21 protein-coding genes, 1 tRNA gene and 1 pseudogene are annotated in these 24,279 nt (G+C 73.3%); 13 read left to right on the top strand and 10 right to left on the bottom strand.

Annotated features, from left to right (window positions below; all coding sequences use genetic code 11):
• Positions 1-138 precede the first annotated feature (138 nt).
• The 4 genes from ACFV6X_RS25050 to ACFV6X_RS25035 are packed head-to-tail and all read left to right on the top strand — an operon-like array spanning position 139 to position 4,067.
• Positions 139-1,143 (top strand): sugar ABC transporter substrate-binding protein, encoded by a 1,005-nt coding sequence (locus tag ACFV6X_RS25050; RefSeq protein ID WP_385386944.1) that lies wholly within the window; start codon positions 139-141, stop codon positions 1,141-1,143.
• Positions 1,143-2,219, top strand: a complete 1,077-nt coding sequence (locus ACFV6X_RS25045) for an ABC transporter permease (RefSeq protein ID WP_385386942.1) — start codon at positions 1,143-1,145, stop codon at positions 2,217-2,219. Before ACFV6X_RS25050 ends, ACFV6X_RS25045 begins: the two co-directional genes overlap by 1 nt.
• Positions 2,220-2,224: 5 nt before the next feature.
• The gene (locus ACFV6X_RS25040) at positions 2,225-3,157 is read left to right on the top strand and encodes an ATP-binding cassette domain-containing protein (protein ID WP_385386940.1); all 933 of its coding nucleotides are present in this window, start codon (positions 2,225-2,227) and stop codon (positions 3,155-3,157) included.
• Between the two features lies 1 nt (position 3,158).
• Complete coding sequence (locus ACFV6X_RS25035; RefSeq protein WP_385386938.1) at positions 3,159-4,067, top strand: sugar phosphate isomerase/epimerase family protein; 909 nt, start codon at positions 3,159-3,161, stop codon at positions 4,065-4,067.
• A gap of 34 nt (positions 4,068-4,101) precedes the next feature.
• Here the strand turns inward: ACFV6X_RS25035 and ACFV6X_RS25030 are convergent, their stop codons facing one another.
• On the bottom strand, positions 4,102-5,055 hold the full coding sequence (locus tag ACFV6X_RS25030; RefSeq protein WP_385386936.1) for a DUF3068 domain-containing protein: 954 nt from the start codon (positions 5,053-5,055) through the stop codon (positions 4,102-4,104).
• 109 nt (positions 5,056-5,164) lie between these two features.
• On the opposite strand from ACFV6X_RS25030, the gene ACFV6X_RS25025 reads away from it, so the two are divergent.
• Both ACFV6X_RS25025 and ACFV6X_RS25020 read left to right on the top strand, forming a co-directional pair.
• On the top strand, positions 5,165-6,130 hold the full coding sequence (locus tag ACFV6X_RS25025; protein ID WP_385386935.1) for a GNAT family N-acetyltransferase: 966 nt from the start codon (positions 5,165-5,167) through the stop codon (positions 6,128-6,130).
• Positions 6,131-6,373: 243 nt separating this feature from the next.
• Positions 6,374-7,756, top strand: coding sequence for a glutamate decarboxylase (locus ACFV6X_RS25020; protein WP_385386933.1), 1,383 nt, complete (start codon positions 6,374-6,376; stop codon positions 7,754-7,756).
• 1 nt (position 7,757) lies between these two features.
• Here the strand turns inward: ACFV6X_RS25020 and ACFV6X_RS25015 are convergent, their stop codons facing one another.
• From ACFV6X_RS25015 to ACFV6X_RS25005, 3 genes are read right to left on the bottom strand one after another with little or no spacing between them, the layout of a single operon-like run.
• Positions 7,758-8,762, bottom strand: coding sequence for a Gfo/Idh/MocA family oxidoreductase (locus ACFV6X_RS25015; protein ID WP_385386931.1), 1,005 nt, complete (start codon positions 8,760-8,762; stop codon positions 7,758-7,760).
• A 60-nt stretch (positions 8,763-8,822) separates the two neighbouring features.
• Positions 8,823-9,599 carry an SDR family oxidoreductase gene (locus ACFV6X_RS25010; RefSeq protein ID WP_385386929.1) on the bottom strand — a complete coding sequence of 259 codons (777 nt, stop codon included), beginning with the start codon at positions 9,597-9,599 and terminating at the stop codon, positions 8,823-8,825.
• A gap of 15 nt (positions 9,600-9,614) precedes the next feature.
• Positions 9,615-10,781 (bottom strand): phytanoyl-CoA dioxygenase family protein, encoded by a 1,167-nt coding sequence (locus tag ACFV6X_RS25005; protein ID WP_385387051.1) that lies wholly within the window; start codon positions 10,779-10,781, stop codon positions 9,615-9,617.
• Between the two features lie 105 nt (positions 10,782-10,886).
• Here ACFV6X_RS25005 and ACFV6X_RS25000 point away from each other — a divergent pair, with 105 nt between their 5' ends.
• On the top strand, positions 10,887-11,921 hold the full coding sequence (locus ACFV6X_RS25000) for a LacI family DNA-binding transcriptional regulator (protein WP_385386927.1): 1,035 nt from the start codon (positions 10,887-10,889) through the stop codon (positions 11,919-11,921).
• Positions 11,922-11,995: 74 nt separating this feature from the next.
• Complete coding sequence (locus tag ACFV6X_RS24995; RefSeq protein WP_385386925.1) at positions 11,996-12,607, top strand: TMEM175 family protein; 612 nt, start codon at positions 11,996-11,998, stop codon at positions 12,605-12,607.
• A gap of 10 nt (positions 12,608-12,617) precedes the next feature.
• Here the strand turns inward: ACFV6X_RS24995 and ACFV6X_RS24990 are convergent, their stop codons facing one another.
• The gene (locus ACFV6X_RS24990; protein ID WP_385386923.1) at positions 12,618-13,781 is read right to left on the bottom strand and encodes a Gfo/Idh/MocA family protein; all 1,164 of its coding nucleotides are present in this window, start codon (positions 13,779-13,781) and stop codon (positions 12,618-12,620) included.
• 113 nt (positions 13,782-13,894) lie between these two features.
• On the opposite strand from ACFV6X_RS24990, the gene ACFV6X_RS24985 reads away from it, so the two are divergent.
• On the top strand, positions 13,895-14,935 hold the full coding sequence (locus ACFV6X_RS24985) for a LacI family DNA-binding transcriptional regulator (RefSeq protein WP_385386921.1): 1,041 nt from the start codon (positions 13,895-13,897) through the stop codon (positions 14,933-14,935).
• An 8-nt stretch (positions 14,936-14,943) separates the two neighbouring features.
• Here the strand turns inward: ACFV6X_RS24985 and ACFV6X_RS24980 are convergent, their stop codons facing one another.
• Positions 14,944-15,288, bottom strand: coding sequence for a cupin domain-containing protein (locus ACFV6X_RS24980; RefSeq protein WP_385386919.1), 345 nt, complete (start codon positions 15,286-15,288; stop codon positions 14,944-14,946).
• 124 nt (positions 15,289-15,412) lie between these two features.
• Positions 15,413-15,977: pseudogene (locus ACFV6X_RS24975) on the bottom strand (DMT family transporter); the annotation flags it as partial.
• Here ACFV6X_RS24975 and ACFV6X_RS24970 point away from each other — a divergent pair.
• Both ACFV6X_RS24970 and ACFV6X_RS24965 read left to right on the top strand, forming a co-directional pair.
• On the top strand, positions 15,922-16,284 hold the full coding sequence (locus ACFV6X_RS24970) for a hypothetical protein (protein WP_385387062.1): 363 nt from the start codon (positions 15,922-15,924) through the stop codon (positions 16,282-16,284). The pseudogene ACFV6X_RS24975 and the gene ACFV6X_RS24970 sit on opposite strands and share 56 nt — an antisense overlap.
• A 140-nt stretch (positions 16,285-16,424) precedes the next feature.
• Positions 16,425-16,498, top strand: a tRNA-Pro gene (locus tag ACFV6X_RS24965).
• Between the two features lie 51 nt (positions 16,499-16,549).
• Here ACFV6X_RS24965 and ACFV6X_RS24960 read toward each other — a convergent pair.
• Both ACFV6X_RS24960 and ACFV6X_RS24955 read right to left on the bottom strand, forming a co-directional pair.
• Positions 16,550-16,843, bottom strand: a complete 294-nt coding sequence (locus ACFV6X_RS24960) for an SCO4225 family membrane protein (protein WP_385386917.1) — start codon at positions 16,841-16,843, stop codon at positions 16,550-16,552.
• A 208-nt stretch (positions 16,844-17,051) separates the two neighbouring features.
• Complete coding sequence (locus tag ACFV6X_RS24955) at positions 17,052-18,137, bottom strand: M12 family metallopeptidase (protein ID WP_385386915.1); 1,086 nt, start codon at positions 18,135-18,137, stop codon at positions 17,052-17,054.
• Positions 18,138-18,232: 95 nt separating this feature from the next.
• On the opposite strand from ACFV6X_RS24955, the gene ACFV6X_RS24950 reads away from it, so the two are divergent.
• Positions 18,233-20,062: a LuxR C-terminal-related transcriptional regulator gene (locus ACFV6X_RS24950; RefSeq protein WP_385386913.1), complete on the top strand. Its 1,830-nt coding sequence runs from the start codon at positions 18,233-18,235 to the stop codon at positions 20,060-20,062.
• A 41-nt stretch (positions 20,063-20,103) separates the two neighbouring features.
• Here ACFV6X_RS24950 and ACFV6X_RS24945 read toward each other — a convergent pair whose 3' ends face one another.
• Complete coding sequence (locus ACFV6X_RS24945) at positions 20,104-22,707, bottom strand: CHAT domain-containing protein (RefSeq protein ID WP_385386911.1); 2,604 nt, start codon at positions 22,705-22,707, stop codon at positions 20,104-20,106.
• Between the two features lie 110 nt (positions 22,708-22,817).
• On the opposite strand from ACFV6X_RS24945, the gene ACFV6X_RS24940 reads away from it, so the two are divergent.
• Positions 22,818-24,251, top strand: coding sequence for a S8/S53 family peptidase (locus tag ACFV6X_RS24940; protein WP_385386909.1), 1,434 nt, complete (start codon positions 22,818-22,820; stop codon positions 24,249-24,251).
• Positions 24,252-24,279 lie beyond the last annotated feature (28 nt).

The following is a 24,279-nucleotide window of genomic DNA, read 5'->3' as shown; positions in this document are numbered from 1 at the left end:
ACCGTAGCAGTTTGTTCTAACATTAGGACCTGCTTGTGAAATGATGTCTTAACAAAGTATTGACAGTGAGCGCGCCAGGGGATTTGATCCCGTCCCAACAACAGCCTTTCCCCCATCGCACAGTGAGGTGCAGGAAAGATGGACCGCTCTCGCAGAATCACTTCCGCCCTGGCCGTGGCAGCGGCGGCGGCCCTGGTCCTCGCCGGCTGCTCCAGCAGCTCCGGCGGCAAGAAGGCCGAGGAGGGAGCGGACGGCGCCTCGGCGGGCAAGGCCACCACGCCCCGGATGACGGTCGCTCTGGTCACCCACCAGGCGCCCGGCGACACCTTCTGGGACATCGTGCGCAAGGGCGCCGAGGCCGCCGCCGCCAAGGACAACATCAAGCTCGTCTACTCCGCCGACCCCAACGCCGGCAACCAGGCCAACCTGGTCCAGAACGCCATCGACCAGAAGGTCGACGGCATCGCCGTCACCCTCGCCAAGCCGGACGCCCTCAAGGGCGTCCTCGGCAAGGCCGAGCAGGCCGGGATACCGGTCGTCGGCCTCAACTCCGGTGTGAGCGACTGGAAGCAACTCGGCCTGATGGAGTTCTTCGGGCAGGACGAGAACGTGGCCGGCGAGGCGCTCGGCAAGCGGCTCAACGAGGAGGGCGCGAAGAAGGCCGTCTGCGTGATCCAGGAGCAGGGCAACGTCGGTCTCACGCAGCGCTGCGACGGGGTGAAGAAGACGTTCGAGGGCACCACGGAGACCCTCAACGTCAACGGCACCGACATGCCCTCCGTGAAGTCGACGATCACCGCCAAACTCAAGCAGGACAACGCCATCGACTACGTCGTGGCCCTCGGCGCCCCCTTCGCGATGACCGCCGTGCAGTCGGTGTCCGAGGCGGGCAGCAAGGCCAAGGTCGCCACCTTCGACCTCAACAAGGACCTGACCGGCGCCATCGAGCGCGGCGACATCCAGTTCGCCGTCGACCAGCAGCCCTACCTCCAGGGGTACCTGGCGGTCGACGGGCTGTGGCTCCACAAGAACAACGGCAACTACAGCGGTGGCGGTGAGCAGCCCGTGCTGACCGGCCCGGCGTTCGTCGACAAGGCCAACGTCGAGCGGATCGCCGAGTTCGCCGCGAAGGGGACCCGGTGATGGGTATGGCCCAGCAGGCCGCGCCGGCGGTGGCGACACCGCCGGACCCCGGCGCCAGGCCGGCCGACGGACGCACCCGGGAGCGGCCGCTGGTGGTGAGGCTGCTCGCCCGGCCCGAGGTCGGCGTCTTCCTCGGCGCGGCCGCCGTGTTCGTCTTCTTCCTGATCGCCGCGCCCTCGCTGCGCCAGGGCGGCTCCATGGCCACGGTCCTCTACCAGGCGTCCACCATCGGCATCATGGCGCTGCCCGTGGCCCTGCTGATGATCGGCGGCGAGTTCGACCTGTCGGCCGGCGTCGCCGTGATCACCTCGGCGCTCACCGCGGCCATGCTCAGCTACCAGCTGACCCTGAACATCTGGACGGGCGTGATCGTCGCGCTCGTGGTCTCGGTCGGCATCGGCGCGTTCAACGGCTGGGTCCTGGTCAGGACGGGGTTGCCGAGCTTCCTGGTCACCCTCGGCACGTTCATGATCCTGCAGGGCGTGAACCTCGCCGTCACCAAGATGGTCACCGGCAACGTCGCCACCGACGACATCAGCACCATGGACGGCTTCGAGCAGGCCAGGGCGCTCTTCGCCTCGTCCTTCGACGTCGGCGGCGTCCAGGTGAAGATCACCGTGGTGTGGTGGCTGGTCTTCGCGGCCCTGGCCACCTGGGTGCTGCTGCGCACCAAGTACGGCAACTGGATCTTCGCTGTCGGCGGCAACAAGGAGAGCGCCCGGGCGGTCGGTGTCCCGGTGACCTTCACCAAGATCACCCTGTTCATGCTGGTCGGCTTCGGCGCCTGGTTCGTCGGGATGCACCAGCTGTTCTCCTTCAACACCGTCCAGTCCGGCGAGGGTGTCGGCCAGGAGCTGATCTACATCGCCGCGGCCGTCATCGGCGGCTGCCTCCTGACCGGCGGCTACGGCTCCGCCATCGGCCCGGTCTTCGGCGCCTTCATGTTCGGCATGGTCCAGCAGGGCATCGTCTACGCGGGATGGAACCCCGACTGGTTCAAGGCCTTCCTCGGTGTGATGCTGCTCGGTGCCGTCCTCATCAATCTGTGGGTGCAGCGCACCGCGACCCGGAGGTGACCGCCATGACCACCACCCACAAATCCGTGCTCCAGGACGCCGCGCCCCAGGGCGCCGGGGCCCTCGTCGAACTGCGCGGCGCCGGCAAGTCCTACGGCAACATCCGCGCCCTGCACGGCGTCGACCTCGCGGTCCACCCCGGCAAGGTCACCTGCGTCCTCGGCGACAACGGCGCGGGCAAGTCCACCCTCATCAAGATCGTCTCCGGGCTGCACCAGCACACCGAGGGCGAGTTCCTCGTGGACGGCGAGCCGGTGCGCTTCGCCACCCCGCGCGAGGCCCTCGACAAGGGCATCGCCGCCGTCTACCAGGACCTCGCGACGGTCCCGCTGATGCCCGTCTGGCGGAACTTCTTCCTCGGCTCCGAGCTCACCAAGGGGCCCTGGCCGCTGCGCCGCCTCGACATCGCCCGCATGAAGCGGACCGCGGACGAGGAACTGCGCAACATGGGAATCGTCCTCGACGACCTGGAGCAGCCCATAGGCACGCTGTCCGGCGGTCAGCGCCAGTGCGTCGCCATCGCCCGCGCCGTGCACTTCGGCGCCCGCGTGCTCATCCTGGACGAGCCGACGGCGGCCCTGGGCGTCAAGCAGTCCGGCGTGGTCCTGAAATACATCGCCGCCGCCCGCGACCGTGGCCTCGGCGTCATCTTCATCACGCACAATCCCCACCACGCGTACATGGTCGGCGACCACTTCAGCGTGCTGCGCCTCGGCACCCTCGAACTGAGCGCCGAGCGCAGCGAGGTGAGCCTGGAGGAGCTGACCAACCACATGGCCGGCGGCACGGAACTCGCCGCGCTCAAACACGAGCTGGCGCAGGTGCGGGGCGTCGACGTCGAGGAGCTGCCCGAGGCGGCGGACCTCTCCGGACCGCCGTCCAAGGAAACCCCGGCCTCCGCCGCCTCTCCGGCCACCTCTTCCGAAGGGACCTCCTGACATGGCCGACACCCCCGCCCTCGACCGCATCCGGGTCGGCTCGGCGCCCGACTCCTGGGGCGTCTGGTTCCCCGACGACCCCCAGCAGGTGCCCTGGGAACGCTTCCTGGACGAGGTCGCCGAGGCCGGCTACTCGTGGATCGAGCTGGGCCCCTACGGCTATCTGCCGACCGACCCGGCCCGGCTCACCGACGAGGTGGACAGGCGCGGCCTGAAGGTGTCGGCCGGCACCGTCTTCACCGGCCTGCACCGCGGCCCGTCCGTCTGGGAATCCACCTGGGAGCACGTCAGCCAGGTCGCCGCCCTCACCCAGGCCATGGGCGCCGGGCACCTCGTGGTCATCCCGTCGTTCTGGCGGGACGACAAGACCGCCGAGATCCTGGAGCCGCCGGAGCTGACGGGCGAGCAGTGGGCGCACCTGACCAAGGGCATGGAGCGCCTCGGGCACGAGGTCAAGGAGACCTACGGCCTCGACATCGTCGTGCACCCGCACGCCGACACCCACATCGACACCGAGGCGCACGTCGAGCGCTTCCTCGACTCCACCGACTCCGGGCTGGTCCAGCTCTGCCTGGACACCGGGCACTACGCCTACTGCGGCGGCGACAGCGTCAAGCTGATCGAGACGTACGGCGAGCGCATCGGCTATCTGCACCTCAAGCAGGTCGACCCGGAGATCCTCGCCGACGTCGTCGCGAACGAGGTGCCGTTCGGGCCCGCCGTGCAGCGCGGAGTGATGTGCGAGCCGCCGTCCGGGGTGCCGGAGCTGGGGCCGGTCCTCACCGCCGCCCAGAAGCTGGGCGTGGACCTCTTCGCGATCGTCGAGCAGGACATGTACCCCTGCGAGCCGGACAAGCCGCTGCCGATCGCGGTGCGCACCCGCAAGTTCCTGCGGTCCTGCGGAGCCTGACGGGCCACCGGGGGCGGCCCCTGGGGCGGGTGGGTCACCGCTCGTCCGCGGGCCGCCTCCGCCCCCTTACCACCAGCAGCCCGCCCACGACCGCGAGGACGAACCCCGCGGCGGCCGCGCCGATCGGGACCGTGCGGCCGACCGCGCGCAGCTGGGCGCTGTCCGCCTTCGCCTTGTCGACCGCGAACTTCTGCGTGGCCGGGGTGTGACCGAGCCTCTCCACGTCCAGCAGGACCACGGCGTCCTTCTCGGCACCCGGGGCGCGCAGGGTCTGGCGGGGGCCCAGCTGGGCGTACAGGACGCGGCCCGTGGGCTGGTCGACGACCAGCTTGATGCCGTGGTTGGCGTACCACTCCTCGGCGAACACCTGAGAGGCCTCGGGCCGTCCGACGAGGGCGCCCGGGACCTGACGGGTGCCGATCTTCGTGGGCGGCACGGTGCCCGTGAAGACGTACCCCTGGTAGCCGCGGATCTTCTCGGTGCCCCGGTAGGAGAGGGTGACCGCCGAGCCGAGCTGGCTGTCCCACCAGCGGTAGGAGCGCTTCTGCACGTCGAACGGGAACTTCAGGTAGGCCTCGCCCTCGTGGTACGGCTGCTCCTGGCAGCAGTGCGCGGGCCGGTTGCTCCTGCGGTCGGTGACCCAGCGGGCGGTGGAGAAGTCCAGCGCGTCGTGCGGGTCGGCGGCGGGCAGGGACTTCTCCGTGTCGACCGTGGTCACCACGTCCCACACGGCGCGGCCGCTGCGTTCGCTGTCACCGACGTCGCCGCGCACCCGCTGGGTGACGGTGACGGGCCGGTCGTGGAGCGTCTCGGTCTCCGCGACGTCGAAATAGCTGCCCGTGCCCTCGTAGACGGCGGTCACGTCGATGTCGACCGGGGTCACGGCCGCGCGTGGCTTGACGTACCACGCCAGCATCGGCGCGAGGACGAGCAGGAAGACACCCAGGCCCAGCAGGACCAGGGAGAGGGGCGAGGCGCTACGGCGCATCCGGCACTCCAGGGCTTGGCTGCCCCGGGACCGTAGGCCCTGGCGCCGCACCGCGTCTACGCACCGGCGTGACAAACCGGTTGCGGACCGCGCTCATGGGCACGCCAAAATGGCGCACACCCGCGCCGACCCCGGAGGCCCCGTGATCCACCGCACCCTGGCCGAGTCCGACCTCGACCGTGTCCTCGCGCTGCTGCCCGCCGGCGAGGTGGGCGTCTGGGCGGACGCGGACGTCTTCCGGGAGAGGCTCGCCACGGGCGAGTACCGGCCGGAGTGGACGTGGGTCGCGGAGGAGGCCGGTGAGCCGCACGCCGTGGCGGTGTGGTGGGGCAGCCCCGGTGACGAGCGACCCGGTGCGCTCGACACCCTGAACGCCACCGCGTCCCCCGCCCGCACGGACGTCGTGGCCGGGCTCCTCGACGCCGCCCACGCCGCTTTCGGGGGGACCCCGCCGGAGTTCCACATACTTCTCCCCGCCAACTGGCGGGAGCGACCGGACGCCGTCGCCGGCCTCGACTGGCGACGGGAGGCGGCCGGGCGCGCCGGCCTCACCACGGCGGTCGAACGGCTGCGCTACGAGTGGAGCCGCGCGGACGGCGTCCCGGCGCCGCCCCGCCGGCTGCGCCTGCGCCCCGAGGCCGACGACGAGGTCTTCGTCGCCCTGTTCCGCCGGGTGCTCGACGGCACGCTCGACGCCGCGTCCCGCACGGCGGCCGCGGCGGTGGGCGCCGAGGCGCAGGCGCGTGCCGACGTCGCGTTCTACCGTGACGTGATGGCGGGCGAGCGCACCTGGTGGCGGGTGGCCGAGGACTTCGACGGCCGCCCGGCCGGCTTCGCGCTGCCCTCCCGCAACAGCGGCTCGCACGTCGTCGGCTACCTGGGCGTCCTGCCCGAACAGCGCGGCCACGGCTACGTCGACGACCTGCTCGCCGAGACCACCCGCATCCTCGCGGAAGAGGCGGGCGCCGATGTCGTCCGGGCGGACACCGACCTCACGAACCACCCGATGGCCGCCGCCTTCGAACGCCTCGGGTACCGCGACTTCGCCCGGCGGATGGTGCTGTCGGCCGGGTGAGCCGGGATGCGCGAACGGCGTCCCCGGCGAGCCCCCGTGCCCCGGTCCTCGACCGCGAGCGGCGACCGGCAGGGAGTCCGCGTGGCGTCATCCGGGTGCGCTCGGCGGGCGCCGGGCCGGGCCGTGTGCGAGATTTCCGACTGAGGGAGGCCGGGCGCGAGTCGCTGTCCCTCCACCTGTGCCGCTCGGGTACGCCCCCCGGCCCGCCCGCCGTGACGTCCCACGACCCGGGGGTTCGACCCGATGGCCCTGCACAAGACCAGCCGCCCGGAGCCGGGCCCCGAAGACGACGTGTACACCCTGCCCATCAGCGAGCGGGCGCTGCCGAAGTACCGGATGCCCGAAGGCGTGTCCGACGCCCGCGCGGTCCGGGCCCTGATCCACGACGAGCTGAGCCTGGACGGCAACGCCTCGCAGAACCTGGCGACCTTCTGCACCACCTGGGCGGAGGCCGAGGTGCACCAGCTGATGGACGAGTGCCTCGGCAAGAACATGGTCGACAAGGACGAGTACCCGCAGACCGCCGCGATCGAGGACCGCTGCGTCCACATGCTCGCCGACCTCTGGAACGCCCCGGACGGAGCCACCACCGTCGGCTGCTCCACCACCGGCTCCAGCGAGGCCGGCATGCTCGGCGGACTCGCCCTGAAGTGGCGCTGGCGCGAGCGCCGCCGCGCCGAGGGCAGGCCCACCGACCGCCCCAACCTGGTCGTCGGACCGGTCCAGGTGTGCTGGGAGAAGTTCGCCCGCTACTTCGACGTGGAGCTGCGCCAGGTCCCCCTGGAGAAGGACGCGCTGGGACTGCGCGCGCACCAACTGCGCGAGTACGTCGACGAGAACACCATCGGCGTGGTCGCGATCCTCGGCGTCACCTACACCTGCGTCTACGAGCCCGTCGCCGAGATCGCCGCGGAGCTCGACCGCATCCACGCGGACACCGGCCTCGACATCCCGGTGCACGTCGACGCGGCCAGCGGCGGCTTCGTCGCCCCGTTCCTCCAGCCCGACCTGGTGTGGGACTTCCGGCTGTCCCGCGTCGCCTCGATCAACGTCTCGGGCCACAAGTACGGCATGGCGCCGCTCGGCGTCGGCTGGGTGGTGTGGCGCTCGCCCGAACTGCTCCCCGAGGACCTGGTCTTCCGCGTCTCCTACCTCGGCGGCGACATGCCCACCTTCGCCCTGAACTTCTCCCGCCCCGGCGGCGAGGTGATCGCCCAGTACTACAACATGCTGCGCCTGGGCCGCGAGGGCTACGCCAAGGTGCACGGCGCCTGTGCCGGCACCGCCGGGATGCTGGCCGAACAGGTCGCCGCGATGGGCCCCTTCACCGTCCTCTACGACGGCCGGGGCGCCCTGCCCGCGGCCACCTGGACGCTGACCGAGCCCGACACGGCGCCCTTCACGCTGTACGACGTCACCGACCAGTTGCGCCGCCGCGGCTGGCAGGTACCGGCGTATCCGCTCGCCCTCGGCCGGGAGGAGACCGTCGTGCAGCGCGTCCTGGTCCGGCACGGCACGAGCTACGACAAGATCGCGCTCCTCGCCGACGACCTGCGCTCCGCCGTCGCCCACCTCGGTGAGGGACCGACGGCCCATGTGGCGCCGCGGCCGGGGTTCCACCACTGACTCAGGCGGCGCGGACCTCCTCGATGCGCACCGGCCGGTGCTCCCGCAGCGACAGCGTGCACGCCTCCGCGATCCAGCCCGCCTCCAGCGCGTCCGCGACCGTGCACGGCGAGGGCCGACTGCCCGCGACGACCTCGGTGAACGCGCTGAGTTCGGCGCGGTAGGCGGCGGTGAAGCGGTCCATGAAGAAGTCGTGCGGGGTGCCCGCCGGGAAGGTCACGCCGGGCTCCACCGACCGCAGCGGCAGCTTGTCCTCCAGGCCGACGGCGATGGAGTCCTCGAAGCCGTGCAGCTCCATCCGCACGTCGTGGCCGCGGCCGTTGTGACGGCTGTTGGAGATCACGGCGATCGTGCCGTCGTCCAGCGTGAGCAGCGCGCCCGTGGTGTCCGCGTCGCCCGCCTCCGCGATGTACCGCGCACCCCGGTTGCCGCCGACGGCGTAGACCTCGGTCACCTCGCGCCCCGTCACCCAGCGGATGATGTCGAAGTCGTGCACGGAGCAGTCGCGGAAGATGCCACCGGAGGCGGCGACGTACGCGGCCGGCGGCGGCGCCGGATCCAGGGTCGTCGACCGTACGGTGTGCAGCTTGCCCAGCTCACCGGCGAGCACGGCGTCCCGCGCGGCGGTGAACCCGGCGTCGAAGCGCCGGTTGTAGCCGATCTGCACCGGCACGTCCCGGCCCTCGACGGCCCGCAGCACCGCCACGCCCTCGGCCATGGTGCGGGCGACGGGCTTCTCGCAGAACACGGGCACGCCCGCGTCCACCGCCGCCAGGACGAGGCCGGGGTGGGCGTCGGTCGCGGCGGCGATCACCACGCCGTCGATCCCGGCGGCCAGCACCGCCTCGGGCGAGTCGGCGACCTCGGCCCCGAATCGTTCGGCGGCGGACTTGGCGGCCTCCGCGAACGGGTCGGCGACGACGAGCGAGTCGACCGCGTCGAGTCCGGAGAGGGTTTCGGCGTGGAAGGCGCCGATGCGGCCGAGGCCCAGAATTCCGATACGCATGAGGATGTTGCTCCTTGAGGTCCTTGAGGCAGGGAGGGCGTACGAGGGGGGAAGCCGCGGTCAGTCGAGTCCGCCGAGGACGTTCTGGTCCCAGTCGATCACCGAACCGGTCACCACTCCGGACCGGTCGGACAGCAGCAGGACGACGAAGTCGGCGATCTCGTCCGGTTGGCCGAGCCGGCGCATGGGCAGCTCGGCGGCGGCCTGTTCGCGCCAGTCGTCGCCGGCGCCGTGGAAGGCGCGCTGCGTGGCGTCCTCGCCTTCCGTGGCGGTCCAGCCGATGTTGAGGCCGTTGATCCGGATCCGGTCCCAGCGGTGCGCGTGCGCGGCGTTGCGGGTCAGTCCGGCCAGTCCGGCCTTGGCGGCGACGTACGGGGCGAGGAACGGCTGGCCGCCGTGCGCCGAGGACGTGATGACGTTGACGATCGTGCCGGGCGCCGCGCGCGCCAGCATGTCGGCGACGGCGGCCTGCATCGCGAAGAACGGTCCCCTCAGGTTGATCGCGATGTGCTGATCGAACAGCTCGGGCGTGGTCTCGAGCAGCGTGCCCCGGGAGGTCAGGCCCGCGGAGTTGACCAGGCAGTCGACCCGGCCGTAGGCGGCGACGGTCCGGGCCACCGAGTCCTTCGCCTGCCCGGCGTCCGCGAGGTCGGCCCGAACGAAAACGGCCTCGGCGCCCACGGCCTTCAGTTCCGCCACCAGCGCCTCACCGGGCTCGGGGCGCCGCCCGGTGACGGCCACGACCGCCCCCTCCCGCACCGCGGCCCGCGCGACGGCCGCGCCGACGCCCTGACTGCCGCCGTTGACGAGGACGACCTTGTCGTCGAGAAGTCCCATGCCGCCTCGTTCCTCTCAGCTCTCGCGCCGCTCGGCGCCGGCCCGCAGTGCCGCCCGCAGGGCCTCGGGGGTCCAGTCCTCGCGCAGCGCCCGCCGTACGAGATCCGCCTGGGAGGACGGGGCCAGCCCGTCGACCGGCGGGTCGCTGTCGAGGTTGGTGGGGAAGGGGTAGCCCTCGGCGCTCGCGGCGATCACATGGTGCAGCCGGCGCTCGTCGGCGCCCTCGGCCCGCAGTTCGCGCAACACCGGGAAGACGGCGTTGACGACCTTCTCCCGGTCCACGGTCTCCATCGCGCGTCCGAAGGCGGACGACACCTGGAGCAGGTTCGCCATGCGCCGTATGTCTTGGGAGCGGTTGGTGCCGGCGGCGTGGAACAGCGCGGGGTTGAAGAAGACGGCGTCGCCCTTGACGAGCGGCAGCTGGACGTGGTGGTCCTCGAAGTAGGCCCGGAAGTCCGGGAGCCGCCATGCCAGATAGCCGGGCTCGTACGTCTGCGAGTACGGCAGGTACATCGTCGGCCCGGACTCCACCGGCATGTCGGCGTGCGCGACGGCGCCCTGCAGGGTGAGCACGGGGGAGAGGCGGTGCACATGCGCCGGGTATGCCGCCGCGGCCTGGTTCGACAGGAACCCCAGGTGGTAGTCGCGGTGCGCGCTCTGCGCGGCGCCGCCCGGGTTGACCACGTTGACCTGAGAGGTCACCTGGTAGTTGGGGCCGAGCCAGGCCTCCGCGACCAGGGCCAGGACGTCGTTGGCGTAGTAGTCGGCGAACGCCCGGGGGTCGTACAGGGCCGTCTTCTCCAGCGCGTTCCACACGCGGTCGTTGGCCCCCGGTTTCGCGAAGTGGTCGCCCGCGGCGGCACCCGAGGCGCGCTGTTCGGCGATCAGGGCCTCGAACACGTCCGTGACGGCGTCGACCGCCGCCGGGTCCGGGAAGGCGCCCCGCAGGACCACGATGCCGGGGCCGTCGGCGAGCGCGCGGACCAGTTCGGCCTGGACGTCCTGCCGGTCCGGGGCCACCCGCAGCCGCTCGCTGTCGTAGACGAGGACGTTCTGCTCCACGGAGGAGGCGTACGGATGGTCGGCGGCTTCGGTGGTCCGCTCGACCTGGGCCCGGAAGGCGTCGAGGTCGCAGTCCCGTTCGGAGAACCGGGCACCGCGGTGTACGGAGGTGAAGGACATCGGCGTCCCCTCGGTGACGGGATGGCACAGCGCTGTCATTCTTGTCAGTACAAACCCCTCGAACAACCAGCAGCAACCCATCAAAAACCCCTCAAGGAGCTGTCCGTGGGCCATCCCTTCCCGATCCGGGAGATCGCACGTCAGGCCGGGTTGAGCGAGGCCACCGTCGACCGGGTCCTCAACGGGCGGGGTGGCGTGCGCGACAGCACCGCGCGGGAGGTGCGCCGCGCCATCGCCGATCTGGACCGGCAGCGCACCCAGGTCCGGCTGGTCGGCCGTACCTTCATGCTCGACATCGTGATGCAGGCGCCGGAGCGGTTCACCACCGCCGTGCGCGCCGCCCTGGAGGCGGAGCTGCCGGGCCTGCACCCGGCCGTCGTGCGCTCGCGCTTCCACTTCCGCGAGACCGGGCCCGTGGCGGAGCAGGTGCGGACCCTGGACCGGATCGCCCGGCGCGGCTCCCAGGGCGTCGTCCTCAAGGCCCCGGACGTCCCCGAGGTCACCGCCGCCGTGACCCGGCTGGTCGCGGCCGGCATCCCGGTCGTCACCCTGGTCACCGACCTGCCCGCCAGCGCCCGCCTCGGCTACGTCGGCATCGACAACCGGGCGGCGGGCGCGACCGCCGCGTACCTCATGGGCCAGTGGCTCGGCGACCGGCCCGGCAATGTCCTCACCAGCCTCAGCAGCGGCTTCTTCCGCAACGAGGAGGAGCGCGAGATGGGCTTCCGCGGCGCGATGCGCGCCCGGCACCCGGAGCGCGCCCTCGTGGAGATCGCCGAGGGCCAGGGCCTGGACGCCACGCAGTACGACCTAGTCCGCGCCGCCCTGGACCGCGACCCGGACATCCGCGCGGTCTACTCGATCGGCGGCGGCAACATCGCCACCCTGCGCGCCTTCGCGGACCTGGGCCGGGAGTGCGCGGTGTTCGTCGCGCACGACCTCGACCACGACAACACCCGCCTGCTGCGCGACAACCGCCTGTCGGCCGTGCTCCACCACGACCTGCGCCAGGACCTGCGCGAGGCCTGCCATCTGGTGATGCGCGCGCACGGCGCGCTCCCGCCCGCCGGGCCCACCCTGCCCTCCGCGATCCAGGTCGTCACGCCCTACAACCTGCCGCCCCAGGCGGCGGCCGTGTGACATCGGCGGAGGTGCGGGCGCGGACCGGGCGTGTATCCCCGCGCGCCGGGCCGTGGCTCCCTACGGTCGTGCGTATGGGGAAATCGATCCCGGCCGGCGGGCCCGAGCGGGTGGTGGCGCTCGCCGACGGCGTGTTCGCCATCGCCATCACCCTGCTCGTCCTGGATCTCTCCGTGCCCCGGGGCCTGGACTCCGCGCAGTACCAGGAGGCGCTGTACGAGCTGCTCCCCGACTTCGGGGCCTACGCGCTCAGCGTGGCCGTGCTCGGCGGCTTCTGGCGCGATCACCGCAGGATCTTCGGGCCCGTCCGGCAGGTCGACAGCCGGCTCGTCTCGCTGTCTCTGCTCGGTCTGGGCATCGCGGCCCTGCTCCCCTTCCCCACCCGGCTGCTCGCCGACTACGGCGGGGAACCGGCCTCGGCCGCGATCTACGGCGCCGCGGTCGCCGCCCTCGGCGCCACCCACCTCGCCATGTCCGTCCTGGTGGCCAGGCGCCCGGGGCTGCGCGACGGCGCCCCCACCGACGTGGGCAGCGGACGCGACCTGCTCGATCCCGTCGTGACGGTCGTCGTCTTCCTCGTCACCGTCCCGCTGGCCGCGCTGGGCGGATCACAGGCCATGCTGTGGTGGCTGGTCCTGATCCCGGCCAGGCTCTGGACCGCGCGGACGGCCCGCCGGGTGCGCTGACCGCTCCCGCTCAGCCGGCCGCGTCGACGGCCACCCAGGCACCGCTCCCGGCGGACCGCGCCATCGCGTCCAGCACCGCGGCACTGCGCACGGCGTCCGGCAGCGTGGCCCCGTACGGGGTCCCCTCGGCGATCGAGCGCAGGAAGCGGTACGCCTCGACGACCTTCAGGTCGTCGTAGCCCATGGCGTTGGCGGCACCCGGCTGGAAGGCGGCGAACTCGCCCTGCCCCGGGCCGACGTACACCGTGCTCACCGGCTGGTCCTGATAGGCGGTGCCCCGGCTGATCGCCAGCTCGTTCATGCGCCGGAAGTCCCAGAACACCGCGCCCCTGGTGCCGTGCACCTCGAAGCCGTAGTTGTTCTGTTCGCCGACCGAGACCCGGCAGGCCTCCAGGACGCCCCGGGCACCGGAGGCGAAGCGCAACAGGCAGTTCACGTAGTCCTCGTTCTCGACCGGGCCGAGTGCGCCGCCGGTGGCACGGGAGTGGCCGGCGGTGGCGCCGGTGGGGCGGGCCCGCTCCGGGACGAAGATCGCCGTGTCGGCGGTGAGCGCCGCGATGTCGCCGAGCAGGAAACGGGCCAGGTCCGCCCCGTGCGAGGCCAGGTCGCCCAGCACTCCGCTGCCGCCGCGCTCCCGCTCGTAACGCCAGGTCAGGGCGCCCTCGGGATGGGCCGCGTAGTCGCTGAACAGCCGGATCCGGGCATGGGTGACCGTGCCCAGCTCACCGGTGGCGATCAGCTCGCGGGCGGTCTCCACGGCAGGCGCGTTGCGGTAGTTGAAGCCGACCGCGCCCTGGACCCCGGCCGCGGCCACCGCCGCGGCGACCGCGCGGGCGTCCCCGGCCGTGAGGCCCACCGGCTTCTCGATCCAGATGTGCTTGCCGGCCTCGGCCATCGCCACGCCGATCTCGCGGTGCAGGAAGTTCGGCGCGGTGATGCTGACCGCCCGCACCCGCGGGTCGGCGGCCACCTCGCGCCAGTCGCGGGTCGCCGAGGCGAACCCGAACTGCGCGGCGGCCTGTTCGGCCCGGCCCGGCACCTCCTCGGCGACGGTCACCAGCTCCGGACGCAGGGCGAGGTCCGGATAGTGGTGCGGCAGGCGGGCGTACGCCTGGGTGTGCACCCGGCCCATCCAGCCGAACCCGACGACGGCGACACCGAGCGTGCTCACCATGACAGCGCCCCTCTTTGGACCGGTCCATCCCTGCTCGGCCCACGATCAGCGGCCACTCTGCCTGCTGTCAACTCCTTTGACAACCCGGCGCGGCCCATGGAACGGTCCATCCCATGCGAAGACCGCCGACCATCCGCGACGTGGCCGAGCGCGCCGGTGTCTCCAAGTCGCTGGTCTCCCTGGTGCTGCGCGGCTCCGGCCAGGTCCGCCCGGAGAAGCGCGAGGCGGTGCTGCGGGCGGTGCGCGAGCTGGGCTACCGGCCGAACGCCGCCGCCCGCAGCCTCAGCGAACGGCGCACCCTTCCCCGGCCGGGGCTTCACTCCACCGGGGGGACACCCGTCGTCGGCGTCCTCCTGGACGACCTGCGCAACCCCTGGTTCGTCGATCTGCTCGACGGCCTGAACTCGCTGCTGCACACGGCCGGCCTGCACATGCTGCTCGCCGACGCCCGCCTCAACCGGCGTGTCGGCGACGACCTCACGGGGCCCTTCCTGGACCTCGGGGCCGACGGCCTGGTCGTCGTGGGCACCCTGCCCGACCCGGCCGCGCTCGGCACGGTCGCCGCCCGGATCCCGGTCGTCGTCGCGGGCGCCCGCGAACCGGCGCCGCCCGGCGTCGACGTCGTCGCCGGTGACGACGAGCACGGCACACGTCTGCTCACCGAGCACCTCATCGGGCTCGGGCACCGGCGGATCGCGCACCTCGCCGGATACGGCGCGGTCGGCGAGCTGCGCCGGCGGAGCTTCGAGGCGACGATGCGGGAGCACGGCCTCGCCGGGGACGCCGTGGTCGAGCCCTGCGACCAGACCGAGGAGGGCGGCCACCGCGCCGCCGTCCGGCTGCTCGTCCGATCCGGCCGGCCCACCGCCGTCCTCGCCGTCAACGACATCGCCGCCGTCGGCGCCCTCTCCGCGGCCGAGGACCTGGGTCTGAGCGTGCCGGGCGACCTCTCCGTGACCGGCTACGACAACACCAGCATCTCCCGGCTGCGCCATCTGTGGCTGACCACGGTCGACAACGCCGGCCACGAGGTCGGCCGCCGCGCCGCACGCTGCCTGCTCGACCGGCTGGAGACATCCGGGGGAGAGGGGCGGCTCCAGCTCGCGGCGCCGACGCTGGAGGTACGCGGCACAACGGGCGCGGTGGGCGGCTGAGGCGGCACCTACAGATCGATCGCGTACGCCTTGCGCAGGGTCTCGTGCACCGTCCACGTCGTGCGGTCGCCCGCGCGCAGCACCGCCATGTCGCCGGGGCCGACGCGCAGGGTGGGCCCGTCCGCGACCTCGATCGTCGCCGAGCCGCTGATGACCACGAACAGCTCGTCGGCCTCGGTGTCGGTGACGACACCCGGCGTGATCTGCCAGACGCCACGGATCCGACGCCCGTCCAGCGACTCCCAGACCACCTTCCCGGTCACCTCGGGCGTCCCGGAGACGATCTGCGCGGGGTCGAGCGGCTCCGGTTCGAGCTCGGCGTCGGGGATGTGGAGAGCGAAACTGGGGTCCATGGAGCGACCCTAACCAGGGGGAACGCCCACCCGGTGCCGACAGGGTGTGCGGTATCGGCGCCCGCGGGCGGACAGTTCGTCGCGGGCGCGGAACCCGGTCGCGGACGTACCTGGGACGACGGAGTCACCGCCGTACCAGCATGCTGAGCGCGTTGGCCACCACGACCGCACCGATCCCCGACCACTCCACCACGCCGAGCCCCTGACCGAGGACCACCCGGCCGACCACCGTCGCGAGCACCGGATTGACGCTCATGAACAGCCCGAACGTCTGGGCCGGCACGCGGCGCAGGGTGAACATGTCGGCCAGGTAGGGCACCGCGGACGCGAGCACCCCGGCCACCACGGCACACGCCAGCGCCTGCGCGGTCGGCGGAGCGCCACCACCACGCCCACCGGCAGGAACAGCAGCGCGGACACCCCGGCCGCCGCCGCGGACCCCTGCGCGCCGGGCAGCCGCCTGCCGACGGTGCGGTTGAGCAGGATGTACGACGCCCAGCAGCCGGCGCCAGCAGGCCGAAGCCCATTCCGACGTGGTCGGCCGACGGCTGAGGGCGCATCAGGACCACCACGCCCGCCGCCGCGATCAGCGCACAGCACGCGTCCAGCCGGCGCCGGGCGGCGGCCAGGGCGATGACCAGCGGCCCCAGGAACTCCAAGGTCACGGCGAGCCCCAGGCCGATCCGGTCGCTGGAGCACATCGCCCACGTCGACGACGAGCGGTGGGCGCAGTTCGGGCCCGGCGCGGTCGGCGTCGGCTGGGACCTGGCCGTCATGGGCCTCGCCCGCCACCTGTCCGGTGCGCCCGCCGCCGACCCCGCACAGGCGGAAGCCTGGTCGCTGACGGAGGAGGGCGTCCGGTTCGTGACCCTCAGCAGCGAGGGGTGGTACGCGGCGAGCGTGGCGTCCGGCGAGGCCGAGGCGGCGGCACGCGAGGCGGCGGACCGGACCACCGCGTTCTACACGGGCGCGGAGCAGCAGGACGCCGGCGAGTAGCGCCCCCGCCCCTACCGCCTTTGCCGGAGAACGGCACCCCGCCGGATGAAGCCGGGGCACCCGGCGCGTGAACGAGCCCTCGCGCCGTATGGGGTAGGGTTTACCTGCGTGTTCACCCGGATCTCCGGGTGCCGACGCACCGGGACGTGGCGCAGCTTGGTAGCGCACTTGACTGGGGGTCAAGGGGTCGCAGGTTCAAATCCTGTCGTCCCGACGGTGCGAAGAGGGCCTTCGCCGGTGGGAGCCGGCGAAGGCCCTTCGTGCGTCACGCGGTGCGCCTGCCGCGCAGCAGCCGCCACAGCACCCAGGCCTGGGCCAGGCCTCCGGCGGTCAGCAGCAGGACGGACGCCTCGGGCGACGCGGGTATCGCCAGCAGGGGGATCGACACGGGCAGCGTCAGGGCGATGAGCCAGATCCCGCCGAAGCCGGGGTCACCCGCCGCGACCAGCGCGCCCAGCCAGGCGGCGACGCCGACGACGAGCGTGGCGTAGCCCCCGGCGAGCAGCAGGGCGATGTCTCCGTGGGTGTACAGACCGGCGGTCTGCCGGGGCGAACGCATGGGATCTCCTCGGGTACGGGACTGTGTCCGTACCGGAGTACCCGTCCTGGGTGCGCCGAGGCCCGGGTGGCGCTTTTCGACCGGGGATGAGTACGTCCGCCCAGGGTGTGGCGTGGTCGGAGCCCGTCACCCTCCCCCGAAGGTGACGGACCCCGACCGCTCCCCCGGTGCCGGACTGTGGTCCAGGCGTCCGTGTGGGGCTGTGCGGTCACCAGCACATGACCGCCGTCTCGCCCGGACCCCACGAGGAGTACAGGCGCACACGGACGAAGTAGCGGCGGCCCTTGACGAGCCGGGCCCGGACAGTGGCGTTGCCGGGGGTGCCTCCGTCGTCCTGTCCGGCCAGGTAGCGGGGTTCGCCGTCCCGCTCCTCGAAGACCACGACGACGGTGTCGCTGTCGCCGAAGGTGCCCACGGTGTACGTGCGGGTCTCCGGTGGCTCGACGACGAAGTCCGCCTGCTCGCCCGGTCCCAGACCGAGCGGCGCCGAACGGAACGGCACCAGCGCGGGCGGCCGCGCGGGGCCGGACGGCGGGTACCAGCGGAGTACGAACTCCTTGTCGAGGGTGGAGAGCGTGCCGGGCGGGTTCAGCCCTGCGCGGAACTGCTCGGGCTCCAGGATCAGCCCCGACGGGAACGGATACTCCATGATCGAGTGCGGGTCCCAGACGGAGCCGTTGACCTCGTCCGGGTCGAGCTTGCGCAGGATGTTGAGGAACGTCCGGTCGCGGTTCCAGAAGTTCGGCGGGCCCGCCAGTTCGTCGTAGACGGCCTCGTCGTCCCAGTGGATACCGGCGAACGGGCTCTGGTGCTCGTGCAGCATCCCGAGCGCGTGCCCGATCTCGTGCAGCGCCGTCCCGCGCTCCCCGGGCTCGGTCAGGTCCCAGCCGAAGTTCATCGTGCGTTCGCCCCGGCCGGCCCGCAGCGCGTCCTTGCCCACGGTCGACCACGAGCCGTCGCCCGGCTGGAAGCCGATCCGCAGTTCGGCCTCCGTCCGGTCGTCGACCTCGGTGAAGGTCAGGCCGATGCCCAGACCCTGCCACTCCGCCAGGCACTCGCGGACGACGTCCTGCTGCTCCTTGGCGCCGCCCCACGACACCCGCCGTGTCTCCGCGGTCCCCGGCACGGGGATCACGGAGCCGTCGGCGTCGCCGGCGAAGAAGTAGTAGTGCAGCACGGTGCCGTTGACCCACATCCGGCGTCCGCCGGCGAGCGCACTGAGCCGCTCGGCGGTCAGCCCCGGCTGGAAGACGGGGGCCGACGCCTGCACGAGGGAGCAGTAGCGTCCGGGCATGCGCACAGACTGCCGTCGGACGCACCCGGGGCGCCTGAGTCGGGGGCTACTCAAGTCGCCCTGTATCAGGACTGAGTAGTGGCACTCATGTTGACGTGACGACTTACGAACAGGACGCGAAGACCGTGGAGTTGCCCTGGCCGTTCACCGGACGGGAGGACGAGCTCGAACTCGTGCGCCGCTCGTTGACCGCCGGCCGGCACGGCATCGTGGTGACCGGGCCCGCCGGGTGCGGCAAGACCCGCCTGGCCACCGAGGCCGTCCGGGGCGCCGACTGCGCCAGGGCCGCCGGGACGCCCGAGACCCGCCAGATCCCCTTCGCCGCGTTCGCCACGCATCTGCCCGAGCGGGTCACCCTGCACCGGGCGGTGCAACTGCTCTCCGCCACCCGGCTGCTGCTGGTGGACGACGCCCATCTGCTCGACGACGCCTCCGCCGCCCTGGTCCACCAGCTCGCCGTGCACGGCCGCACCCGCCTGCTGGTCGTCGTCACCGACGGCGCGCCCGTGCCCGCGGCGGTGTCCCGCCTGTGGACCGGCGAACTGCTGCCCCGGCTCGCCCTGGAACCACTGCCCGCCGAGGAGACGCCGCAACTGCTCACCGCGGGCGCCCGCGCCCCGCTGGAGCCGCTCACCGCGAACCGGCTGTACCGCCTGTGCCAGGGTGACCTGCGCCTCCTGCGCGACCTGGTCGGCGCGTTGCGCGACAGCGGCCGGTTCACCCGTGTCGAGGGCACGGACGAGCGGGAGTGGCGCGGGCCGGCGCCGGTCACCGCGACGGTCCTCGACCGGATCGCCCCCGCCCTGGACCGCACGGCCCCCGACGAGCGCGAGACCCTCGACCGCCTCGCCTTCGCCGAACCCCTCCCGCTGCCCATGGACGCCCTCGACCTCGGCATCCTCGAAGGGCTCGAACACGACGCCCTGATCCACATCGACGACGAGGGCGCCGTCCATCTGTCCCACCCCCTGCTCGGCCCGACCCTGCGCGCCACGGCCGGCAAGCTGCGCACCCGGCGCCTGGCGGGCACCCCGGACCGGTGCGACGCCGCCCTCGCCGCGGAACAGGCCGCGCTGCTGCGGCACGTCGAGCGGGCCGACGTAAGGTCGCCGGCCACGCCCGTGGGGGAGTGGCTCGTGGCCGAGGGCCTCTCGGTGCCGCCCGGGTACGCCGCCGTACGGGCGCGGCTCGCGCGGCTGCGCGGCGAGCTGCGGGAAGCCGGGGCGTGGGCCAGGGAGGGGCTGCGCGGCGCGGCCGGCGACGGCCCCTGCCGCGCCGAACTCGCCCTCGCCACAGCCCAGTCGGGCGAGGTGCCCGCCGTGGGGAGGTCCGAGGTGCCCGCCGCAGAGGAGTCCGAGCTGAGCGGTGCCGTGGCCGTCTGGACGGCGGCGGCGCGCGGCGACCTCGACCGGGCGCTGGCGGCGGCCGTCGCGGACAGCGCCTACGACGCCGTACGCCTCGGTGCGCCGGAGCAAGCCGCCGGCCGCCTGCGGGGCGTCTTCGCCGAGCACGCCGACGCGCTCGCCCGGGGCGACGGGCCCGCCCTGGACCGGGCGGCCGAACGGCTGGAGGAGCGGGGGTTCCTGCTGTTCGCCGCCGAGGCGCACGCCCAGGCGGTACGGGCGCACCGCGTCCCGCGCGCCGCCCGCACCTCACGCACCCGCGCCGTAGCCCTGGCCCGGCGCTGCCAGGGCGCCCGCACCCCGGCCCTGTCCGGCCTCGCCCTCGGCGAACTCACCGCCCGTCAACGCCAGATCGTCACCCTCGCCGCGGCCGGCCTCAGCAACCGCGAGATCGCCGCACAGCTCACCCTCTCCGTCCGCACGGTCGGCAACCACCTCTACAGCGCCTACGCCCGCCTCGGCACCGGCGACCGGGCGGCCCTGCCCTGGCTGGTGGAACTGCCGGCCGCGCAGCCCGCGTAGCCGCACGGGACGGCTCGGGGCGGCCTGAGCGCCCGAACGCGTCAGGCCGCCCCGAACGCCGTGAACGCCCATCCCGTCGCCTGGTGGACGGTGTCGTCCGGCAGCGCGGCCCGGGCGTCGCGGAGGGCCTCGGCCAGGGAGAGACCGGTGGCGAGGCCCTTGTGGAGGGCGAGCATCAGGGGGACGACGGCGGCGTCGTTGACGGGCGCGCTGCTCGCGACGACGCCCGCCGTGCCCAGCGGGAGCAACGCGGTGACCAGGCCGAGCAGTTCGTCGGCGCCGACCGACGCGAGGCGGGCGGTGTCGCAGCTGGAGAGGATGATGCGGTACGGGCTGCGGTCCAGGCGTTCGAAGTCGTGCACGATGAGCGGCCCGTCGGCCATCCGCAGCGCGGAGAACAGGGGGCTGTCCGCGCGGAAGGTGCCGTGCGCGGCGATATGGGCGAGTGCCGCCCCGTCGAGTTCCTCCAGCACCCGCGGGACGCGGGCCTCGTCGTGCTCCAGGACGGTCGGCCTGCCGTACCGGTCAGCGACCTCGGGCACCTCCGCGCCTCCCGTCGCCAGCCCCGGCCCGCGGACCAGCACGTGCCGCCCGCCCGGCGGCGGCTCGGTCTCCCGGGCCCGCAGCCAGCTGCCGGCCGACGGCGACACGCTGACCACCCGCTCCCGCAGCGACGGCAGCAGCGCCCACGGCACCCGGTGCAGGCGGGCCGGCGGCACCACCACGACCGGTCCGGGCCCCAGATGTGCGGCGGCCGGCCCGAGCAGCAGCTCCTCCAGCCGCCGCCCCGCCGCCTCCACCACCGGCAGCCGGCCCTCCGCGCCAGGATGGGCGAGCCGCCGCAGCCCGGCCTGTACGTACTCGGCCTCGGCCTCCGCCTCCGCGAGCAGCCCCGCCTCGTACCGCCGCACCCGTCCCTCGGCGCACAGCAGCACATGCACGCGCCCGTCGAGCACGGCGAGTTCCACCAGCCGCGTCCCCTCCAGCCGCGCCAGCAGCCGGCCCACGTCGAAGCGGTCCCCGTCGCCGGGCGAGTCGCCCCGCATGTGCAGGGTCCGCGAGCGTACCTCCCGCTCCAGGCGCCGCTGCTCACGCTCCAGCGCCGGCACCGGACGGCCCTCCATGCGGGCGGCCTCCGCGCGCGCGGCGATCTCCCGGAACGCCGTCAGCGAGCGCACCAGCGCGGGGTCGGCCGGCGGCCGGGTGGGCGGCGCGGACAGCACCGTCGCCCGCCACCGCTCGCTCCACATCAGCAGCCGTCGCGGGCCCCCGGCGGCGAGGCTGGCCTGCTGCGCCAGCGCGGCCAGCTCCGCGCCCTGCTCGGTGGCGCGCGCCCGCAACTCCGAGGCGCCGAGCGTCATCCGGTGGTCGTCCAGCACGTCGAGCCCCCGCCGGCAGGCCTCCAGCACCCCGCGGCTCGAACCGGCGGCACGCGCGCGCAGGGCCTGCGCCGCCCAGCCCGTCATCCGCGCGGGCGAGGGCCCCGTGTGCCTGCTGCGGGCGGCGACCGCGAGATGCCGTTCCGCGTCCGCGCGCCAGCCCAGGCCCAGCGCGATCCGGCCCGCGAGCAGCGACGCCTCCGGCGCGGCCGGCGCCCCGAACGCGGCCAGCCGGTCGGCCACCGCGGCCGCGTCCGCGACCAGCCGGCCCGAGCGGCGCCCGGCGGCCACCCGGGCCTCGATCAGCACCAGCCGGGCGTGCGTCTCCCACCAGGTGCGCCGCTGCGCCGCGAACAGCCGTACGGCCAGCGCCGCCCGGGCGATCGCCGTGTGCGGATCACCGGCCAGCCGGGCCGCGCGGGCGGCGACGAGCAGCAGCTCCGCCTTACGGGTCGACTGGCCGCCGATGCCGTCCAGCACGCCTGTCGCCGCGTCAGCCTCGGTCAGCGCCTCCTTGGCCAGCCCGGCCGCCATCAGCACCTCGCAGCGCCGGATGTCGAGCATGAACGAGGGCGTGCCGAGCTTGGCGTACCGCTCCTGCGCCTCGTCCAACAGCCGCAGCGCCGCCGGGATGTCACCCGACCGGAACGCGGCCAGGCCCCGGCTCTCCACCGCGTCGGCCTTGTCGTGCTCCTGCCCGGTGGTGTCCCACAGCCGCTCGGCGGCCGTGAAGTCGGCGTCGGCGCGGTCCACCGAGCCCAGCGCCAGATGCACGGTCGCCCGCAGCGTCAGCGCCCGCGCCGTCCAGATCACGTCGTCCGCCTGCCGCAGCACGGGAATCGCCCGGCGTACGTCCTCCAGCGCCTCCCGGTGATGGCCCAGCACCCACCACACATAGGCCCGGCGATACAGCACCCGCGCGCGCGTGTGCCCCGAACCGCGCAGCACGCCACGCTCGAACGCGGCGAGCCCCTGTCGCGTGCGGCCCGCGTGCACCAGCGCCACGCCGAGCGTGCCGAGGACGTCCGCCTCCCGCTCGGCCGACTCCGCGCGCGCCGCCAGATCGCGGGCGCGGCGCAGATGGTCCAGGGCGATCCGCAGATCGCCGAAGTCCCGCTGCCAGATGCCGATCACCTGATGGGCGACCGAGGCGTGCAGCGGCGACGGATCGGTGTCGAGCACCCGTTCCGCCCCTGCCAGTGCGTCGTTCGGAGCGGCGAACACCATCGGCAGCAGTTCGAGAACCGTGTCGCTTCCCGCTGTCACCCCTCGGATGGTAGTGGCCCCGGAACCATGCCACACAGGTTTGTCTCTGTATCAATCAGCGGCTCGTCTGCTCTAGTTGTCGACGCAACGCCCCAGTGGGAGGACACGCCATGGCACCACAGCGATTCCGCGAGCAGTTCGACCAGATCCAGCGCTCGATGCCGGACGTCCCCCTGGCGATGGGCCCGGACGACTCCGCCGAGTTCATGTACGAGAAAGGGGTCGTGCTCGCCCGGGACGGCGAGGAGGCCCGCATGGTCGAGGACACCGTGCGCGCCCACTTCATCGAGACCACCGGCCTCGTCGGGGAGAGCGTGCGCCGGGCGGGCCCCGAGACCAACCGCTCCGGAATCACCCGTATCCAGGTCGGCGACCCCGGACAGGGCGACCGCCGCGGCGATCGTGACGTCGCGAGCGCCCTGCGCGCGCTGCGCACCGCGGAGGGGCGCGCGGGCCGCAGGCTGGTCAGCCGCAACCACGTGGTGCACATCGCGGTCAACGCCTGCCCCGGCGACGAGCCCGTGCCCGCCCAGCCCACCGAGCAGCCCAACCCGGCGCCCGCCGAGGGCCTCTACGACCCGGAGACCGCCGTCGGCGTGCTGGTGATCGACACCGGGCTGATGCAGGACTACCGCTCCTACCCGTTGCTGGCCCGCGCCCAGGGCGACTTCCAGATCCAGGAGTGCGACGACGACGGCGTCCTCCAGCAGTACGTCGGGCACGGCACGTTCATCGGCGGGCTCGTCGCCGCCGTCGCGCCCAACACCGAACTCACCGTGCGCAACAGCCTGAACGACGCGGGCGCCATCCTGGAGTCCGAGTTCGGCGACAAGCTCTTCGAGGCCGTCGACGACAACGGCTGGCCCGACATCATCAGCCTGTCCGCAGGCACCTCCAACGGCCGCGCCGACGGACTGCTCGGCGTGCAGGCCTTCATGGAGGAACTGCGCACTCGACGCACCCTGCTCGTCGCCGCCGCCGGCAACAACGGCAGCGCCACCCCGTTCTGGCCCGCCGCCTACGCCGACCTGCCGGAGTACACGAGCTCCGTGCTGTCGGTCGGAGCGCTGCGCAGCGACGGCGAGTTCGGCGCCTGCTTCAGCAACCACGGCGGCTGGGTGAAGGTCTACGCCCCCGGCGAGCGCCTCACCAGCGCCCTCACCGGCTTCACCAAGCCCGTCCCCTACGTCTACCAGCACTCCACGTACGAGTCCTGCCGCTACGGCTTCGGCTACGCCTGCACCTGCCAGTCCCCCCGGCACACCGGGGTGCTCAGCGGCGGACAGGCCGACCCGGGCGAGCCGGACCAGGTGATGTTCGAGGGGCTTGCGAACTGGAGCGGCACCTCCTTCGCCACCCCTGTCGTGGCCGGCCTGATCGCCTCGCACATGGTCGCCCACAAGGAGACCGACCCGCGCGCCGCCCGGCAGCAACTGCTGACGGCCAACACCGAGTTCGCGGAGGTGCGCGGCGCGATCGTGCCGGCACTGCTCCCGCCGACCTGGCGCCCCGGGCCGGTCGGGACCGCCGGTCCTGGGGCATGAGTGCGCTGACGGTCCCCGCCACGGCGTA

The organism is Streptomyces sp. NPDC059861 (assembly GCF_042731435.1).
GTDB lineage: Bacteria > Actinomycetota > Actinomycetes > Streptomycetales > Streptomycetaceae > Streptomyces.
Note: the sequence above shows the minus strand (reverse complement) of the source record. Positions and strands in the feature narration are given on the sequence as shown.

Coding starts and splice junctions, on each gene's coding strand:
- ACFV6X_RS25050 (WP_385386944.1), top strand. CDS start 139: ATGGACCGCTCTCGCAGAATCACTTCCGCCCTGGCCGTGGCAGCGGCG.
- ACFV6X_RS25045 (WP_385386942.1), top strand. CDS start 1,143: ATGGGTATGGCCCAGCAGGCCGCGCCGGCGGTGGCGACACCGCCGGAC.
- ACFV6X_RS25040 (WP_385386940.1), top strand. CDS start 2,225: ATGACCACCACCCACAAATCCGTGCTCCAGGACGCCGCGCCCCAGGGC.
- ACFV6X_RS25035 (WP_385386938.1), top strand. CDS start 3,159: ATGGCCGACACCCCCGCCCTCGACCGCATCCGGGTCGGCTCGGCGCCC.
- ACFV6X_RS25030 (WP_385386936.1), bottom strand. CDS start 5,055: ATGCGCCGTAGCGCCTCGCCCCTCTCCCTGGTCCTGCTGGGCCTGGGT.
- ACFV6X_RS25025 (WP_385386935.1), top strand. CDS start 5,165: ATGGCGCACACCCGCGCCGACCCCGGAGGCCCCGTGATCCACCGCACC.
- ACFV6X_RS25020 (WP_385386933.1), top strand. CDS start 6,374: ATGGCCCTGCACAAGACCAGCCGCCCGGAGCCGGGCCCCGAAGACGAC.
- ACFV6X_RS25015 (WP_385386931.1), bottom strand. CDS start 8,762: ATGCGTATCGGAATTCTGGGCCTCGGCCGCATCGGCGCCTTCCACGCC.
- ACFV6X_RS25010 (WP_385386929.1), bottom strand. CDS start 9,599: ATGGGACTTCTCGACGACAAGGTCGTCCTCGTCAACGGCGGCAGTCAG.
- ACFV6X_RS25005 (WP_385387051.1), bottom strand. CDS start 10,781: ATGTCCTTCACCTCCGTACACCGCGGTGCCCGGTTCTCCGAACGGGAC.
- ACFV6X_RS24995 (WP_385386925.1), top strand. CDS start 11,996: ATGGGGAAATCGATCCCGGCCGGCGGGCCCGAGCGGGTGGTGGCGCTC.
- ACFV6X_RS24990 (WP_385386923.1), bottom strand. CDS start 13,781: ATGGTGAGCACGCTCGGTGTCGCCGTCGTCGGGTTCGGCTGGATGGGC.
- ACFV6X_RS24985 (WP_385386921.1), top strand. CDS start 13,895: ATGCGAAGACCGCCGACCATCCGCGACGTGGCCGAGCGCGCCGGTGTC.
- ACFV6X_RS24980 (WP_385386919.1), bottom strand. CDS start 15,288: ATGGACCCCAGTTTCGCTCTCCACATCCCCGACGCCGAGCTCGAACCG.
- ACFV6X_RS24970 (WP_385387062.1), top strand. CDS start 15,922: ATGACCAGCGGCCCCAGGAACTCCAAGGTCACGGCGAGCCCCAGGCCG.
- ACFV6X_RS24960 (WP_385386917.1), bottom strand. CDS start 16,843: ATGCGTTCGCCCCGGCAGACCGCCGGTCTGTACACCCACGGAGACATC.
- ACFV6X_RS24955 (WP_385386915.1), bottom strand. CDS start 18,137: ATGCCCGGACGCTACTGCTCCCTCGTGCAGGCGTCGGCCCCCGTCTTC.
- ACFV6X_RS24940 (WP_385386909.1), top strand. CDS start 22,818: ATGGCACCACAGCGATTCCGCGAGCAGTTCGACCAGATCCAGCGCTCG.